Below are 17,371 nucleotides of genomic sequence, written 5' to 3' on the forward strand. Positions count from 1 at the left end.
TTACAGGCGGGCGAATGGCGCATTGCGCCAACGCAAAGACAGTTTATCCGCCAGCGAGGTGGCGTGCGAGACAATTTTTCAAATTGACGTTTACGTAAAAATCATTTAGCCCCGAAGTTCATCGCAATGCAGGCAGACGCTTCGGGAGGAGGCAGGATGTATACCGCACCGGTCGACGATATCGCTTTTACGCTGAAACATGTGGCAGGTCTCAAGGATGCGCTGGACAAAGGTGCCTTCGGGGATTTGAGCGAAGACATTGTGGATGCGATCCTCCATGAAGCCGGTCGTTTCGCCAGCGATGAAGTCGCCCCTCTGGCCGAAATCGGTGACAAGCAGGGTTCCACCATCGTGGACGGCGCCGTGCGCACGCCCGATGGCTGGGCAGATCTTTACCGTCGCTGGGCCGAAGGCGGCTGGAACGGGCTGACGGCGCCGGAGGAATTTGGCGGGCAGGCTCTGCCACATCTCCTCAACGTGGCTGCGCTGGAAATGTGGAATTCCGGCTCCATGGCCTTTGCGCTTTGCCCCACCTTGACCATGGGTGCCGTCGAAGCCGTGGCAAAGCATGGTAGCGACGAACTCAAATCCATTTATCTTGAGAAACTCGTCTCCGGCACATGGACCGGCACGATGAACCTGACCGAGCCGCAGGCCGGTTCTGATCTGGCCGCCTTGAAGGCCCGTGCGGAACGTGCCGCGGATGGCAGCTACAGAATTTTCGGCCAGAAAATCTACATCACCTGGGGCGAGCACGACGCGGCAGAAAACATCATCCATCTGGTGCTCGCGCGCCTGCCGGATGCGCCTGTAGGCACACGCGGCATATCTCTCTTTCTGGTGCCGAAGTTCATCCCGGACGAGGCTGGCAAACCGGGCGAGCGCAACGACCTGTTCTGCCACTCGCTCGAACATAAGCTCGGCATTCACGGTTCTCCCACCTGCACCATGATCTTCGGCGATGGCCGTCACGGTCGCGAAAAGGGAGCGATAAGCTGGCTCGTCGGCGAGGAAAACAAGGGCCTGGCCTGCATGTTCACGATGATGAACAACGCCCGCCTGGCCGTTGGGATGCAGGGTGTCGCCATCTGCGAAGCCGCAACGCAGAAGGCAGTTGCCTATGCCAAAGAGCGTACGCAGGGCAAGGCGCCCGGTAGCGCGGCCACGGGCATGAGCCCGATCATCGAGCATCCCGATATTGCCAGAACGCTGCTGACCATGAAGGCGCTCACTCAAGGGTCGCGCGCGATTGCCTTTTCCTGCGCCCACGCCATCGACATGAGCCATGCCGCAACAGAAGCTGCGGACAGGAAATTCTGGCAGGAGCGGGCAGCCCTTCTCACACCGGTCGCCAAATCCTTCGCCACAGATGCGGGGGTGGATGTGGCCTCTCTTGGCATTCAGGTGCATGGCGGCATGGGTTTCATCGAGGAAACCGGTGCAGCACGCTATCTGCGTGATGCCCGCATTGCGCCCATTTACGAAGGCACCAACGGCATTCAGGCCATCGACCTCGTCACCCGCAAGCTGCCATTGTCCGACGGTGCGCAGGTGCGCGGGCTGATCGGTGAACTGAAGGCGCTCGCGCAGGCGGTACACGCTTCCAACACGCCGGAACTGGGAGAGACAGGACGCTATCTGGACCGCAGCCTTGCCGATCTGGAAGAAGCAACGGAATGGCTGCTCGCCGCGCTCGTAAAAAGCGAAACAGCCGCAGCCCTTGCCGGGGCAACGCCCTATCAGCGGCTGTTCGGGCTGGCGCTGACTGGTGCCTATCTCGCCAAGGGCGCGCTTTCGTCGGTCGATGACGGGCAGGGGCCGAGCCGCACGGCGCTTTGCCGCTTCGCCGCCGAAAATCTTCTGGCAGAGACGACCGCGCTCAAGGATCGTGTCATGTCAGGTGCTGCGAGCCTTGAGGCGGCCCGCATCTTGTTGGGTTGAGGAGTTTCCATGTCCACCGACCATATCCTTCTCGAACGTCCTGAAACCGCACCCGGCGTGCAGGTCATCCGCTTCAACCGGCCTGACAAGAAGAATGCCATCACGGATGCGATGTACCGCGCCATGATCGAGGCTCTTGACGCCGCAGACGCGGACGCGGATATCCGCGTCATCGCCTTTCTCGGTTCTCCCGGTTGTTTTTCAGCCGGCAATGACATGGCCGATTTCATGGCCTTTGCCATGTCCGGCGGCAAGGGAAGGCTCGCTGCAGGCGATTTCCTCCACGCGCTTGTCGGCGTACAGAAACCCATCGTCTCTGGTGTCGATGGCCTTGCCATCGGCATTGGCACGACGCTGAACCTGCATTGCGACCTGACGGTGGCCTCCAGCCGCAGCCTGTTCAAAACGCCCTTTGTGGATCTGGCGCTGGTGCCTGAAGCCGCATCCAGCCTCCTGGTGCCGCGCATCATGGGCCACCAGCGCGCCTTCGCTCTGTTGGCGGCAGGGGAAGGCTTCTCGGCCGATCAGGCGCAACAGGCCGGTTTGATCTGGAAGGTCGTGGCTGAGACGGAGGTTGAGGCGGAAACATTGAGGATTGCCGCGATGCTGGCGGCCAAGCCTCCACAGGCACTGAAGATTGCCCGGGATTTGCTGCGTGGCGATTGCGCCGATGTCCGCGCAAGGATCGATGCGGAAATCATCCACTTCGCGGCGCAGCTGCAAAGTGCGGAAGCTAGGGCAGCCTTCGAGGCGTTCATGCGGCGTTAAGCCTCGTTGGTGAAAACTCACGGCCTTTACGAAACTGGAAGGGATGAGACATATTCCTGAACGGTATCGATCATCTCCTGAGAAAGCCGCCACAATGCGCATCATCGTCTTCGCAATGCTTGCCGCCATGTCTGTTTCCAACATTGCGGAAGCCGCAAGTCTTCAGTCTCCATGGGCGTCGCATCCCGCGCAAAGCGATGTGGTGGAAGTTCAGAATTTCAACAGCCAGGCTGGTCCGTCGAACCGCAGAAACAATCACGAGCGCCGTCGTCCAGGTTTCGTCTGCGTGGTAACCCCGCCCGATAGCGCCAATCGCTCGCGCCCTTATGTTTGCCCCGCGCAAACGGGTCGGGTTGGCGGCCGCTGCCGGTGCAACGGCGTGGTGGGGAATGGCAATATCGACACGGCATGGTAGCCGCCCGCTTGTAGCGGCAAGGCTTATAACGGGGAGCGATGGCTTCCCGTTTTATTTTTCCAATGTTGCGACCGCTTCCACATGCGGCGACCATAAGAATTGATCGATGGGCGTGACGCTGGTAACGCGGTAGCCACCTTCGATCAGAATGGCGAGATCGCGTGCAAGCGAAAGTGGATTGCAGCTGACGGCGACGATCTTCTTCACGCCGCTGCGGGCAAGCTCCTTGCACTGCGCTTCCGCACCCGCACGTGGCGGATCGAAAACGACGGCGTCAAAGTTCTTGAGTTCCTTGATGATCAGCGGATGGCGGAACAGGTCACGCTTCTCGATGGTAACAGGCTTGAGGCCCTGCGTGTTGCGCGCCGCCAGATCCAGCGCCTTCAAAGGCTTGTCTTCCGCTTCCACCGCGTGGACCTTGCCCAGCCGGGCCAGCCGCAGCGCAAACGTGCCGGAGCCGCAGAACAGATCGGCGATGCGCTTGGACTTGCCGACATGCGCCAAGACCAGCCGCGCCATGGCATCTTCCGCCTGCTTGGTGGCCTGGGCAAACCCGCCTGAAGGCGGAGAGATTGCGATCCCGTCGAATTCGATCATCGGCTTTTGCGGCTCGATCAGAATTTCCCCTGAAATCGACACGCGAGCAATACCGCGCATGGACAGGACAATTTCGGTCACGGTCCGGCGTTGCTTGTCATTGACAGCCTTGAGGCCCTCGAAGGAGATATCGAGGCCCGACAGGGTCTCCATCACGGCAATGCGGAATGGTTCGGCATTGCCGGCAAGCGGCAGGCCAATGGCGCGGATGGCGTCCAGCCGCGACACGATCCCGTCCGAGCTGACGGGACATTCCTCGATGGCGACGATGTGATGGCTATTGGCCTGGCTAAAGCCCAGCAGCAACCCTTTTTCTGTCTTGCGGGCGGTAAAGACGACACGACGCCTTTCGCCCGGTCGACACTGAACGAGTGCGCCAACCTCCACATCCAGTCCTTTGGATTTCATCGCAGCGACAACGAGGCTGCGTTTGAAAACGTGGTAGGGCTCGTCTGCCATGTGCTGGAGCGAACAGCCGCCGCATGTGCCGTTCTTGCCATCTGGCCCGAAATGGCGACAGGCGGGTTCGCGTCGCTCCGGTGCCGGTTCGGCAATGGACATGACCGTGCCCTGATCCTTGATGCGGGCAATCGCCACCGTTTCACCGGGCAGTGCGAAGGGCACGTAAACCGTGCCATCGGGACAGTGCGCGATGCCGTCGCCCTGCGCGCCCAGACTTTGAATCTTGACGGTCTGGGTGCTCATGGCTTTCTGCCTCCAAGCAGGAATTCGACATTTCCATCGCCCCCGGCGATGGGGGAGGGAATGAGGCCAAGGCTGACCCAGCCCATATCCTCGACCAGCCAGCGTTCCAGCTCTGCGGCAACAGCCGGTGCGGTCTCAGGATCCTTCAATAGCCCCGCCTTGCTGATGGCATCGCGTCCCGCTTCGAATTGCGGCTTGACCAGCAGAATGGCGATTGCCTCCGGCTCTGCCAGTTCAAGGGCAGGCGCCAGCGCCAGCTTCAACGAAATGAAAGACACATCCGAAACGATAAAACTGATCGGGCGGTTGTCAATGTCGTCGCTGGTCAGGAAGCGGGCGTTGTAGCCTTCGATACTGGTGACGCGCGGGTCACTTTCAACACGCGGGTGAATCTGGCCATGGCCGACATCGATGGACGTCACATGCGCCGCACCCCGGTTGAGCAGCACTTCGGTGAAGCCACCCGTGGATGCGCCCACATCCAGACATTCGTGGCCGGATGGGTCGAGGCCGAAATGGTCGAGTGCGGCCACCAGTTTCAGCGCCGCGCGGGACACGTAGCCCTGCGCGGGATCGCTGACTTCGAACTTCACGTTTCCGGGGAAGGTGAGGCTGGGCTTGGTGACGACTTTGCCGTTGACCCGCACGGTGCCCCGGGAGACCGCGTCGCGTGCGCGAGAGCGGCTTGCAAACAGGCCGCGCGATACCAGAAGCTGGTCCAGCCGTTGATTTTCAGATGAATTAGACATGGTCGTGTCAATGACTGTCAAAAGCCCGTAACGCAAGCATTTTATGAGGGATGCCAGCAGTGCAGTGATTGTCTGATGGCGGGACTGTCGGAGCCAATCAGGGTTTAAGTGAAAATAAACCGCTGCTCGCTAACGTTACGTCAAGCTGAGTTTCGGCTCGAAACTTCTGCCATGATGGCGGCCCCAGGAAAATCAATGACGCTGTGCCACTGGGAATCTGGCCCTGGTCATATCTGACGTGTCGAAAGAGTTCTCGATGTCTTTAAAAAATCTCCCAATTAACCTAAAACTGGTCGCGACCTTTATTGCTCTGATGGCAGTTTGCCTTATTGCATCGGCGGTCGTGTTTTTACAAACCATTGAAGCCAAACGTATTTCCGACGAACAGGTCAACACGGGCAAGATCGTTTCAGCAGTTGATGCTGCCCTGGCTGCAATGCTGGAACAGGCTGTCAATCAGCGCGGCTATATCTTGTTCCGCACCGAGAGCACTTACAATGACGTCTTCGCAAACCGCACATTGATGCTGAAGAAGCTGGATGAGGCGCGCGGTTACGCTGCCGACCAGCCGGACATCCTGAAATCCATTGATGACATGCAGACAGCGGCAACCGTGTTCTACACGCAGTTGATGGAGCCTCAGCTTGCGGCTCGCAAGAACACTGAAGCACCGATTTCCGAAGTCATCGAGATCGGACGCAACAACGGCAAGGGTCAGCTGGACGGCTTCCGTGCTGCGGCTTCCAAGATCAAGGCAGAATTGGCCGTTGCCACCGAAGCACAGATCGCCGCACAGGAACAAGCCCATGGTGGCCTGCGCCTTGCGCTTTTGGGAGGTGGTGCGGCGGCTGGCGTCGTCGCTGTCCTCCTGATCTGGGCTCTCTCCCGCGCAATCGTTTCGCCAATCGTCGCCATGACCGCCGCCATGGGCCGCCTTGCAGATGGTGACACCTCCGTAGAAGTCCCGGCAGTGGATCACGGCGACGAAGTCGGCAAGATGGCAAAGGCCGTTCTGGTCTTCAAGGAAGCCGGAATCGAGAACTCTCGTCTGGCGGAAGAAGGCGATCGTATGCGATTTGCCACCGAAGCCGATCGGAAACGCAATGAAGCAGAAAAGGCACGCGCCGAGGCCGAACAGATCTTTGCAAGCGAAGAACTTGCCAAGGGCTTGCAGGCATTGGCCGACGGCGACCTTGCTTACCGCATCGACGCCCCCTTCGCCCCCTCGATGGAGCCGCTGCGGGTAAACTTCAATCATTCGCTCGAAAAGCTTCAGAGCACCATGCGCACCGTCGGCGAGAACGCCGCAGCCATCAATGCTGGCGCATCCGAAATGCTCGCTGCGGCAGATGACCTGTCCCGCCGAACCGAACAGCAGGCCGCATCCATCGAAGAGACAGCTGCTGCTCTGGAAGAGATCACGACCACCGTGCGTGACAGCGCAAGAGGCGCTGAAGAGGCAAGCACGCTGGTTCAGCGCGCCCGTTCGGGAGCAGAAAGCTCTGGTGTCGTCGTGCGCAAGGCGGTTGCCGCCATGCAGGAGATCGAAAAATCCTCCGGCGAAATCACCAGCATCATTGGTGTCATCGACGATATCGCCTTCCAGACCAATTTGCTTGCCCTCAACGCCGGTGTCGAGGCAGCTCGCGCTGGTGAAGCTGGCAAAGGCTTTGCCGTTGTCGCGCAGGAAGTTCGTGAACTGGCCCAAAGATCGGCAAACGCTGCCAAGGAGATCAAGAATCTCATCAGTGCTTCAAGCCAGCAGGTTGAGAACGGCGTGAACCTGGTTGACGAAACCGGCAAGGCACTCGAAGCGATCATCATGGAAGTTGAGGAAATCAACGCGCATGTCACCACGATCGTTACCGCCGCCCGCGAACAGGCGACGGGGTTGCAGGAGATCAATACCGCCGTCAACACCATGGATCAGGGCACGCAGCAGAATGCCGCCATGGTCGAACAGCAAACCGCGGCAAGCCATTCGTTGGCACGTGAAGCAGAAGCCCTGAATGGCCTGATCGGCCAGTTCAATCTCGGTGGTGGGGGTCGTGGCACGACAGTGTTCACGCCATCCATCACGCCTTCAGCGCCGAGGTCTTCCTCGCCAGTGGCCCCCAAATCTTCCTTTTCGGCCAAGCCGCGTCCAGCGATAGCCGCAGCTAAGCCAACCGCGCGTCCTGTCTCCTCGCCAGCCCGCGCACTTACCCAGAATCTTGCGAAGGCCTTCGCCCCGCAAGCAGAAGCGGAAGCCAAGCCATCTGCCCAGAACTGGGAAGAATTCTAGGCTCCAAGGCATGACAGACTAAGCAAAAAGCCCGCCGGATCGCTCCGGCGGGCTTTTTGCTTATGTTCACCGTGGGCCGGCAGCTTAAACCGCGTAACCCAGTCCCGTTTGCTTCTGTCCCAGAGCTTTGAAGACAGTCGAAACGATGCCCGCGCGGTCAAGGCCGGCATTGGCATACATGATTTCCGGCTTAGCCTGCTCGACCCATTGGTCAGGCAGCGTCAGGGTGCGGACTTTCAACCCTGTATCGAGCAGACCTGCGCCTGCCAGGAAATGCAGCACGTGGGCTCCAAATCCGCCCGCCGATCCTTCCTCGATGGTAATCAGGACCTCGTGGTGGGACGCCAATTGCCGGATAAGATCGAGATCAAGCGGTTTTGCGAAGCGCGCATCTGCCACGGTTGTGGAAAGTCCCGCCGCGTCCATGTCTTCGGCAGCCGCCAGACACTCCGCCAGGCGCGTGCCAAAGGACAACAAGGCAATCTTTGAGCCTTCCTTGACGATGCGTCCCTTGCCGATTTCAAGGATTTCGCCGCGGCTTGGCATTTCGATGCCAACGCCTTCGCCACGCGGGTAGCGGAATGAGATCGGGCCTTCGTCATAAGCGGCGGCCGTGCGAACCATATGCTTCAGTTCTGCTTCGTCCGAAGCCGCCATCACGACCATGCCGGGCAGGGTGGCCAGGAAGGTGGTATCAAATGAGCCCGCATGGGTAGGGCCGTCTGCGCCAACAAAGCCAGCGCGGTCAATGGGAAAGCGGACCGGCAGCGACTGGATCGCCACATCATGCACCAATTGGTCGTAGCCGCGTTGCAGGAAGGTGGAATAAAGCGCGCAGAACGGTTTGTAGCCATCCGCAGCAAGCCCTGCGGCAAAGGTCACGGCGTGCTGTTCGGCAATGCCGACATCGAAAGTGCGCTTGGGGAAAAGCTCGGCCAGCTTGTCGAGACCCGTTCCATTCGGCATGGCGGCGCTAACACCGACGATCTTCTCGTCAAGCGTGGCTTCCTGCACCAATGCCTCGGCGAAGACGCTCGTATAGCTCGGAGCATTGGGCTTTGCCTTTGCCTGCGCGCCGGTGATGACATCGAACTTGTTGACGCCGTGATATTTGTCGGCAGCGGCTTCGGCAGGGGCGTAACCCTTGCCCTTCTGCGTCACGACATGGATCAGCACCGGCCCCTTCTGGTTATCGCGCACATTGCGCAAGACCGGCAGAAGATGCTCGAAGGAATGGCCGTCGATGGGGCCGATGTGATAGAAGCCGAGCTCCTCGAACAACGTGCCGCCGGTCACATAGCCGCGGGCATGGGTGACGGCGCGGGTAATGGCGCGGTCGATCGTCTTGCCGAGATAGGCTGTCAGCTTCTTTCCGAAATCGCGAAAGCCCATATAGGTCCGGCCAGAAGCCAGACGCGCCAGATAAGCGCTCATCGCACCGGTTGGAGGGGCAATCGACATGTCGTTGTCGTTGAGGATGACAATCAGGCGCGCATCCAGCGCACCGGCATTGTTCAAGGCCTCGAAGGCCATGCCGGCGGACATGGAGCCGTCGCCGATGACGGAAATGACCTTGCGATTGCTGCCGTCAAGCTCTGCCGCCACGGCCATGCCAAGACCAGCCGAAATGGACGTGGAGGAGTGCCCGGCGCCGAAATCGTCATATTCGCTTTCCGCGCGGCGCGTGAAGCCGGAAAGGCCGCCTTCCTGTCGCAGAGTGCGAATGCGGTCACGTCGACCCGTGAGGATCTTGTGCGGATAGCATTGATGGCCGACATCGAAGATGAGCCGGTCGTCCGGCGTGTTGAACACCTTGTGAATGGCAATGGTCAGTTCCACCACGCCTAGGCCCGCGCCAAGATGTCCGCCTGTCGTCGAAACGGCGTCGATCATCTCGTCGCGCAACTCTCTGGCCAGTTGCGGCAGATCGCGGTCATCGATCTCCTTAAGATCGGATGGGAATTTCACCCGGTCAAGCAACGGTGTCTGTAGCATTGCGGTCAATCGTTCGGCCTTCGTATTTGATGTTCAAGCTGTCGGTACCAGATGGTGTGCAACATCGGTTTCAGCAAGATTGCGTTCGTTGTATCGAATTTCAACCCTTCGGCAAAGGGACAAACTCTTCTTCATCCCCCGGTACGATGTCGAAGCGCCCCGTTCGCCATTCTTCCTTGGCCTTCTCGATGCGGTCTTTTGATGACGAAACAAAATTCCACCAGATATAGCGCCTGGAATTGAGCGCGGCACCACCAAAAAGCATGATGTGGCAGCCGCCAACGCCGCCCTTCAGCGTAATGTCATCTCCCGCCCTAAACACGACCAGTTGATCGGCGGCAAAGACATCGCCCGCCACCTCCAGGCAGCCGGACAGGATGTAGATTGCGCGTTCTTCCTGATCCGCCTGAAACGGGAACTTTGCCCCGGCCTCAAGCGTCAGGTCGACATAGAGCGTCTCCGTAAAGGTCTTGACCGGCGACGACAGGCCCGCCAACGAGCCGATGACCACGCGGCCCGTGGCCCCCTTGATGTCGATAACAGGCATGGCGTCGCGCCCGACATGGGTAAAATCCGGGGCGATTTCTTCCCTGTCATCGGGCAGGGCAAGCCAGGTTTGCAACCCCGACATGGAATGCGGTTGGCCGCGCAGATTTTCCGGTGTCCGTTCCGAATGGACGATGCCGCGTCCTGCCGTCATCAGGTTGATATCGCCGGGGCGGATGACGAGTTCCGTGCCCAGACTGTCGCGATGCTTGATTTCGCCATCGAAAAGATAGGTCAGGGTTGAAAGGCCGATATGCGGATGCGGCTTGACGTCGAGTGCCTGGTCGGCGCTCAATATCGATGGTCCCATACGGTCAAAAAAGATGAAAGGGCCAACCAGGCGGCGCTCACGCGTCGGCAGCGCCCTGCGCACGGCAAAGCCGCCAATATCGCTGGATCGAGGAATGATCAGGTTCTCGATGGCATCGCACGCGAATGCATCGCCTGCAGCCGGGTCATTTCCAGGGAAAAACGACATGGCAAATCTCCTGCGTGACGGGCCGGTAGCTTACCACGATTTCGGCGGCACGTGAGCGTTCTCTTATGGATACAGAGTTCTCATCCTGATCAGGCGGACGATGCGCGACCTCGCGCCATCCTCTGTCTTGACCCGAGGATCTCATAAACCCCAACATTGCACAGCGGATAGACCCTCTGCCCAAGCCGGGGGTGACGTCGCATTTACGGGAGCTTCCAGCCTATTCGCCGTCGAGCGGCTCAACACCGACCGGCTTGCCCGCGCGGTCCAGACGGATTTTCTCGATACGCTTTTCAGCGGCGATCAGAAGGGTTTCGCAGTGTTTTTTGAGGGCTTCGCCGCGCTCATAGATGGCGATGGATTCGTCCAGCGCGACATCGCCACGTTCCAGGCGGGCAACAATGCTTTCCAGCTCGGCGACAGCCTTTTCGAAAGAATAACCGCTGACATCGGCTGTGTTGGCATTTTCCGTCATGTTCAACCCTTCATCATTCTCAAAATATGCATGGCTGCCGATTCCGCCAGCCCTTCCAGATCATAGCCACCTTCAAGCAGGCTGACGACCCGGTTGGCGGCAAATTTGTCGGCCATCTCAAGAATTCGGCCCGTCGCCCAGTCGAAATCATCCCCTACCAGATTGATCTGGGCCAGCGGATCACGATGGTGGGCATCGAAACCCGCAGAGATGATGATGAGGTCAGGCGAAAAATCGGCAAGGGCAGGCAGCACGCGCGATTTGAAAGCCTCGCGGAAATGGTCGCTGCCGGTGTTGGGCGAAAGCGGGGCATTCACCACATTGTTTTTGATGCCCGTTTCCTTCTTGTCACCGCTCCACGGATAAAGTGGCATCTGGTGGGTGGAACAGAAAAGGACCGATGGATCATTCCAGAAAATATCCTGGGTGCCGTTGCCGTGGTGGACATCCCAGTCAACGATGGCGACACGCTCTGCGCCGTGAACCTTCTGCGCATGACGCGCTGCAATGGCGGCATTGTTGAAGAGGCAAAAGCCCATGGCCTTTTCGGTTTCGGCATGATGCCCCGGCGGACGGCTGGCAACGAACACATTGTCGGCTGCACCGCTGAACACATCGTCCACGGCAGCCATTGCCGCGCCAATGCCGGTCAAGGCTGCCTGAAGGCTTTTCGGGGAGGCATAGGTATCCGCTTCGATGCGGATGATTTCGCCGTCCTCTTCCGGTATCTGGCGCATGACCGATGTCAGATGGCGTTCGGGGTGCGCCAGCAGCACAGCATCCTCGTTGGCCTGCGGAGCCTGTTTGCGCTCCAGCCGTTCGAAATTTGGATGCTCCAGCGCGATATTGAGGGAACGCAAACGGTCCGGGCGCTCGGGGTGGCCCTGTGGCGTAATGTGTTCAAGAAATATCGGATGCTCGTAAAGTCGGGTTGCCATTTCGGCTGCTCCTCAGCGTTAAACGCGCTGCGGCAACAGCGGATATCCAGCCATGACGGCGCGACCAGCCAGGGCCGCAAGAACAGCCTTCAGCACATCGCCGGGGATGAAGGCCATGGAACCGATAAATGCCTTGGTAAAACCAATGCCTGCTGCAATTCCCAGATAGGTGATGCCGAAAGCGTAAAGCACGACCACGCCGCCAGCGACGCTTGCCAGAAAAAATCCGAGCCCCTGCGCGAAAGCGGACTGATTGCGGTTTACCAGACGTTCCGAGAGGTAACCCGTGGTGAAGGCAGCCGCGATCCAGCCGATGAGATAGCCGGTGGTGGGCGTGTAGAAGATGGAAAGCCCGCCACGACCGCCGGACAAGACGGGAAGACCGATGGCAGCGATGAGAATCGTCAGCAGTACAGCCAGCGTCCCGCGCTTTGCACCCAGCACGACACCGGCCAGCATCACGCCAAGCGACTGTGCGGTGATGGGAACCGGAATGAAGCCGAGCGGAATTGGCGGCAAAAGCCCAAGCGCAATAATGATGGCTGAAAACAGCGAGATCAGAACGAGGTCACGGGTCTTCATGGCGTTTTTCTCCCCTGATGATATCTGCCGATGAGGTTTGGCCTCTGAAACCGCGCGCGTCAATGGCTTCCGCAATGGCATCTGCATCCTTCAACGTCAAAATGACGAGCGGAATGAGGATGGAATGGAGTTTGGTTTCCAGTCCGCGCGCGCGCTGTGCATCACGAAGAGCTTCATGGCGCTTGATGATTTCCGGTACGAAACGCACGACAAGTCCCACCGCCAGCCCCACATCTGCAGCATTCGCAAGACCCAGTTTCTCCAGCGGACGAAGGGCATAGGCGATTTCATCCATGAACTGCGAAATGCTGACGCTTGCCGTTATTGCCGTTGCAAGAAGCGTAAGGGCGGCGAGCCGCAATAGGGCGATGGTCGCATCAAGCGGCGAAATGACCAGAAAGCTGATGGCAGCGATGATCGCAATGGTCAGCAAGACCGGCTTGAGGCGGACGATGGTCTCTCGAAACCCGAGATCTGCCTGCCACAGCACGAATGCGGACAGAAGTGTAGCGGCACACAGGATTGTCAGATCGCGTGTCAGAAACAGGCCGATGCTGAAGAGCGCCAGGCTCGCGAGCTTAATGCGCGGCGAAAGCCGATAGAGCCAACCCGTTCCTTCAACATGGAGGCTTCTCATGACAGCGCCAGCTCACGATAAAGCTCTATCGCCACGGCGGGCGGTGCATCGGCGTGAAGCTTGCCCTGATGGAATACCAGCACACGGTCAAAGCCGTCCAGCAGCGGCAGGTCGTGGGTAATGACGATCAGCTTCTGCTCAAGCCCCGCCATGGTTTTTTCCACAAGCATACGGTTTCTCAGGTCGAGCTGGTTGGTCGGCTCGTCCATGATAAGAATTTTCGGCCCGGTGATGGTAACGGCCGCCAGTGCCGAGAGCTGCAATTCACCGCCGGAGAGCTCATGCGCCCTGCGTTTTGCGAGATGCTCAATCCCGAACCTTCGCAAGGTGGCGTCCACGGCAGCCTCCGTCGCCGTCTTGTCCAGCCCACTATTCTTGAGGCCAAAGGCAATATCGTCCCTGATGATCGGCAGGATGATCTGGTTTTGCGGGTTCTGGAAAATGAAACCAACCTGCTTGAGTACCAAGGACGCATCCTTGACGGTGTCGAGACCGCCGACGCTGACCCGCCCGCCCGCCGGCTTCGTCAAGCCGTTGATCATCCGCGCAACGGTCGTCTTGCCGGAGCCGTTCAGACCGATAATGCCGATGCGTCTTTCCTGAAGAGAAAGCGTCAGCGGCTCCACCGCAATCCTGCCCTCGAAGGCCACGCTCGCATCGCTGAAATGAATATCCAACTGCCTGTTCCCAAACTCTTCCTGCCCTTCCTATAGACTTTGCAATGGACAAGCGAAACAAGGAACAAAAAATGAACATTGATTTTTGTCTGCGCGAAACTAAGCTGCTGGCATGGCGATTCTGATTTCGAACGATGCAGCACGACGTATCTTCCTTGCGCGACAGGGTCTGTCAGCGTCGCCTGCGCGCGCCATGAACAAGGCGCAGCTGCTGGACCTCATTACCGATATCGGGTTCGTGCAGGTGGACAGTATCGCGACGGTCGAGCGCGCCCATCATCAGATCATCTTTTCCCGCAACCAGACCTACAGGCGTCACCACCTCACGGAGTTGCTGGAGAAGGACCGGGCGCTGTTTGAACACTGGACGCATGACGCTTCCATTCTTCCCGCAAAATTCTATCCCTACTGGAAACACCGTTTCCGGCGTCGCGAACCGATCATTCAGGAACGCTGGCGCAACTGGCACGGGGAGGGGTTCGATTCTGCCTTTGAAGAAACCTACCGCCGAATTGCCGAGAATGGTCCGGCCATGTCCCGGGATATGAAGGCTGAAGGGCATCAATCCGGCGGCTGGTGGAACTGGCATCCGTCCAAGACTGCGCTCGAATATCTCTGGCATACGGGCAAGCTGGCCGTGGCGGGACGGGTGAATTTCCAGAAAATCTACGACCTTGCAGAGCGCGTCATTCCGGCAGAGCACCATGATCGCGAGGTCAGCCACGAGGACTTCGTGGATTGGGCCTGTCGGGAAGCCTTGACACGCCTCGGCTTTGCGACCTCCGGCGAGATTGCCGCCTTCTTCGATATTGTGTCGCCCCAGGAAGCCAGACAGTGGGTGACAGACCACCGCAGCGAACTATGCGAAGTTTCGCTGGCGTCTTCCGATGGCGCGAAAGATCGCATGTCCTACGCATTTGAAGGATTTACGGGGGAAGCGGAGGCTGCAATCGAGCCACCCAACCGCATCCGCGTGCTCAGTCCCTTCGATCCGCTGCTGCGCAACCGTGCTCGCACCGAACGACTGTTCGGCTTTTACTACCGGATTGAGGTGTTCGTGCCGGAGGCAAAGCGGCAATATGGCTATTATGTCTTTCCGCTTCTGGAGGCGGATCGCCTTATCGGCCGCATCGACATGAAGGCAGACCGCAAGGGCGGAACGCTGGATGTGAAGCGCCTGTGGCTCGAACCGGGTGTGCGTCCGTCGTCTGGCCGTCTGGCAAAGCTCGACGCAGAATTGAACCGGCTGGGGAAGTTCACCGGTGTCGAAACCATCAGATATCTGGATGGTTGGTTGGGCGAGCCTTAGCTGTCGCCAGTTTGACACCCCGCAGCAGGTGCGGAGTGTCAGGCAATCCCGCCTCGATCAGCAGATTTCCGTCGAGCTGATCTGAATCCCGAACCCTTCAAGGCCGACATAGTGGCGCTCGCGCGATGTCAGGAGCTTGATGGAGGAAATCCCGAGTTCTTTGAGAATTTGCGCGCCGAGGCCGATTTCCAGCCACTCGTCTTCGCGCGAGCGGGCCTGAGCATGGTCTTCCTCGGGATCGCGGGACTTGCGGCGTCCAGCCACCTGGCCCACGCCAACAGAGCCTTCACGCAGATAAATGATGACGCCGCGGCCCTCATCGGCAATCTTTTTCATATAATGCTGAACGGGCTGCTTCTTCCCGAAGATATCGTCGGCCACATTTTCAGGATGCAGACGCACGGGGATGTCCACGCCGTCTCTGATGTCTCCGAAGATGACCGCCATGTGCTGCATCGGGTCCCATGGCAGGGAATAGGTCTGCGCCTTGGCAGGTCCAAATGGCGTATCGAGCACGAAATCCGATTCGAGCTCGACCAGCGTTTCCTTGCGCTGGCGATAGGCAATGAGATCTGCCACCGAAACCTGTTTCATGCCGTGCGTTTCGGCAAATGCCGAAACCTGCGGACCGCGCATAACCGTACCGTCGTCATTCACCAGCTCGCTGATGACGCCGATCAACGGAAGTCCGGCGAGTTTGCACAGATCGACAGCCGCTTCCGTGTGGCCCGAGCGCATGAGGACGCCGCCTTCACGGGAGATGAGGGGGAAAATATGGCCGGGACGGGTAAAGTCCGCCGCGCCGATATTGGGGTTTGCGAGATTGCGAACCGTCAGCGTGCGGTCTTCGGCCGAGATGCCTGTGGTGGTGCCGTGCTTGAAATCCACGGAAACGGTAAATGCCGTGGTGTGGGCACTGTCGTTTTCGGCGACCATGGCATTGAGGTTGAGGCGCTTGGCCTCTTCCTTCGGCATGGGCGTGCAAACGATGCCGGATGTGTGCCGCACGATGAACGCCATCTTTTCGGGCGTGCAATGGACTGCGGCGACAATCAGATCACCTTCGTTTTCGCGGTCGTCGTCGTCCATGACCACGACAATTTCGCCTGCCTCGAAGGCTCTGATGGCTTCAACAACACGCTTCTGATCATATGCCATGCTATATTCCTACTTCAAACGCCCGGTCTGGCCGCGGTCTCTCAAATAATGGTCGGCAACCGTGCAGGCCACCATCGCCTCGCCAATCGGCACAGCGCGAATACCCACGCACGGATCATGGCGACCCTTGGTGCGGACATCGACATTCCGGCCATCCGCATCGATGGACTGGCGCTCGGTCAGGATCGACGAAGTCGGCTTTATGGCGAAGCGGGCGATGACAGGTTCTCCTGTCGCAATGCCGCCCAGAATGCCGCCGGCATGGTTGGAAAGGAAGATCGGTTTGCCGTCATTGCCCATGCGCATTTCATCGGCGTTTTCTTCGCCGGTCAGCTCGGCGGAAGCAAAGCCTTCGCCGATTTCCACGCCCTTGACGGCATTGATGGACATGAGGTTGGAGGCGATATCCTGGTCCAGCTTGGCGTAAACGGGTGCACCGATACCAGCGGGAACACCCTCTGCCACAACTTCGATCACTGCGCCAATGGACGAGCCCGCCTTTCGGATGCCATCGAGATACTCTTCCCAAACGGGCACCATGTTGGCGTCCGGGCAGAAGAAGGGGTTCTGATCGACCTGCGCCCAGTCCCAATTTTCCCGGTTGATCCTGTGCTTGCCGATCTGCACCAACGCGCCGCGCACGTTAAGACCCGGCACGACCTTGCGCGCGAGGGCTCCAGCAGCAACGCGCGCCGCCGTTTCGCGCGCAGACGACCTGCCTCCGCCTCGGTAATCGCGAATGCCATATTTGAGATCATAGGTGTAATCGGCATGACCCGGGCGGAAGCTTCTGGCGATTTCGCCGTAGTCCTTCGAGCGCTGGTCGGTATTCTCGATCATCATCGAGATCGGCGTGCCGGTCGTCGTCATCGTCACACCGTCCTCGTCCAGCATGACGCCGGACAGAACCTTGACGATATCGTCTTCGCGGCGCTGGGTTACGAAGCGGTTCTGGCCCGGCTTGCGCTTGTCCATCCATGCCTGAACTTCGGCAAGGGTGAAACGAATGCCAGGAGGGCAACCATCGATAACGCAGCCAAGCGCCGGGCCGTGGCTTTCGCCCCAGGTGGAAACGCGGAAAAGATAACCGAAACTATTATGCGACATGTAATCAGAC

16 protein-coding genes are annotated in these 17,371 nt (G+C 59.1%); 5 read left to right on the forward strand and 11 right to left on the reverse strand.

What is annotated here, in order from left to right:
• Positions 1–156: 156 nt before the first annotated feature.
• The 3 genes from ASF69_RS07395 (at position 157) to ASF69_RS07405 (ending at position 3,124) form a co-directional block, all read left to right on the forward strand.
• On the forward strand, positions 157–1,941 hold the full coding sequence (locus ASF69_RS07395) for an acyl-CoA dehydrogenase (protein ID WP_062586665.1): 1,785 nt from the start codon (positions 157–159) through the stop codon (positions 1,939–1,941).
• Between the two features lie 9 nt (positions 1,942–1,950).
• On the forward strand, positions 1,951–2,709 hold the full coding sequence (locus ASF69_RS07400; RefSeq protein ID WP_062586666.1) for a crotonase/enoyl-CoA hydratase family protein: 759 nt from the start codon (positions 1,951–1,953) through the stop codon (positions 2,707–2,709).
• 94 nt (positions 2,710–2,803) lie between these two features.
• Positions 2,804–3,124 (forward strand): hypothetical protein, encoded by a 321-nt coding sequence (locus ASF69_RS07405; RefSeq protein ID WP_062586667.1) that lies wholly within the window; start codon positions 2,804–2,806, stop codon positions 3,122–3,124.
• A 51-nt stretch (positions 3,125–3,175) separates the two neighbouring features.
• Here the strand turns inward: ASF69_RS07405 and ASF69_RS07410 are convergent, their stop codons facing one another.
• Positions 3,176–4,426, reverse strand: coding sequence for a class I SAM-dependent RNA methyltransferase (locus ASF69_RS07410; protein ID WP_062586668.1), 1,251 nt, complete (start codon positions 4,424–4,426; stop codon positions 3,176–3,178).
• Positions 4,423–5,175: a TlyA family RNA methyltransferase gene (locus tag ASF69_RS07415; protein ID WP_062587213.1), complete on the reverse strand. Its 753-nt coding sequence runs from the start codon at positions 5,173–5,175 to the stop codon at positions 4,423–4,425. Before ASF69_RS07415 ends, ASF69_RS07410 begins: the two co-directional genes overlap by 4 nt.
• 256 nt (positions 5,176–5,431) lie before the next feature.
• Here ASF69_RS07415 and ASF69_RS07420 point away from each other — a divergent pair, with 256 nt between their 5' ends.
• Entirely contained in the window at positions 5,432–7,459 is a 2,028-nt protein-coding gene (locus tag ASF69_RS07420; protein ID WP_062586669.1) for a methyl-accepting chemotaxis protein, read from the forward strand.
• An 84-nt stretch (positions 7,460–7,543) separates the two neighbouring features.
• Here ASF69_RS07420 and dxs read toward each other — a convergent pair whose 3' ends face one another.
• From dxs to ASF69_RS07455, 7 genes are all read right to left on the reverse strand, one after another.
• A complete protein-coding gene (dxs, locus tag ASF69_RS07425) occupies positions 7,544–9,463 on the reverse strand; it encodes a 1-deoxy-D-xylulose-5-phosphate synthase (protein WP_062586670.1) in 1,920 nt (639 codons plus the stop codon).
• A gap of 91 nt (positions 9,464–9,554) precedes the next feature.
• The gene (locus ASF69_RS07430; RefSeq protein ID WP_062586671.1) at positions 9,555–10,478 is read right to left on the reverse strand and encodes a pirin family protein; all 924 of its coding nucleotides are present in this window, start codon (positions 10,476–10,478) and stop codon (positions 9,555–9,557) included.
• 220 nt (positions 10,479–10,698) lie between these two features.
• Positions 10,699–10,953, reverse strand: coding sequence for an exodeoxyribonuclease VII small subunit (locus ASF69_RS07435; protein WP_062586672.1), 255 nt, complete (start codon positions 10,951–10,953; stop codon positions 10,699–10,701).
• 2 nt (positions 10,954–10,955) lie between these two features.
• A complete protein-coding gene (locus ASF69_RS07440) occupies positions 10,956–11,891 on the reverse strand; it encodes a histone deacetylase family protein (protein WP_062586673.1) in 936 nt (311 codons plus the stop codon).
• A gap of 18 nt (positions 11,892–11,909) precedes the next feature.
• A complete protein-coding gene (locus ASF69_RS07445; protein WP_062586674.1) occupies positions 11,910–12,473 on the reverse strand; it encodes a biotin transporter BioY in 564 nt (187 codons plus the stop codon).
• On the reverse strand, positions 12,460–13,110 hold the full coding sequence (locus tag ASF69_RS07450) for an energy-coupling factor transporter transmembrane protein EcfT (protein ID WP_062586675.1): 651 nt from the start codon (positions 13,108–13,110) through the stop codon (positions 12,460–12,462). Before ASF69_RS07450 ends, ASF69_RS07445 begins: the two co-directional genes overlap by 14 nt.
• Positions 13,107–13,787, reverse strand: a complete 681-nt coding sequence (locus ASF69_RS07455; RefSeq protein ID WP_062586676.1) for an energy-coupling factor ABC transporter ATP-binding protein — start codon at positions 13,785–13,787, stop codon at positions 13,107–13,109. The genes ASF69_RS07450 and ASF69_RS07455 overlap by 4 nt, the downstream gene beginning before the upstream one ends.
• Positions 13,788–13,899: 112 nt before the next feature.
• Between ASF69_RS07455 and ASF69_RS07460 the strand changes: the two genes are divergently transcribed.
• Complete coding sequence (locus ASF69_RS07460; protein WP_062586677.1) at positions 13,900–15,096, forward strand: winged helix-turn-helix domain-containing protein; 1,197 nt, start codon at positions 13,900–13,902, stop codon at positions 15,094–15,096.
• Positions 15,097–15,153: 57 nt separating this feature from the next.
• On the opposite strand, the gene ribB is transcribed toward ASF69_RS07460, so the two are convergent.
• Complete coding sequence (gene ribB / locus ASF69_RS07465) at positions 15,154–16,254, reverse strand: 3,4-dihydroxy-2-butanone-4-phosphate synthase (RefSeq protein WP_062586678.1); 1,101 nt, start codon at positions 16,252–16,254, stop codon at positions 15,154–15,156.
• A 9-nt stretch (positions 16,255–16,263) separates the two neighbouring features.
• Positions 16,264–17,361 (reverse strand): chorismate synthase, encoded by a 1,098-nt coding sequence (gene aroC / locus ASF69_RS07470; protein WP_062587214.1) that lies wholly within the window; start codon positions 17,359–17,361, stop codon positions 16,264–16,266.
• Positions 17,362–17,371: the final 10 nt, after the last annotated feature.

The organism is Rhizobium sp. Leaf311, assembly GCF_001423445.1.
Classification (GTDB): Bacteria; Pseudomonadota; Alphaproteobacteria; order Rhizobiales; family Rhizobiaceae; genus Agrobacterium.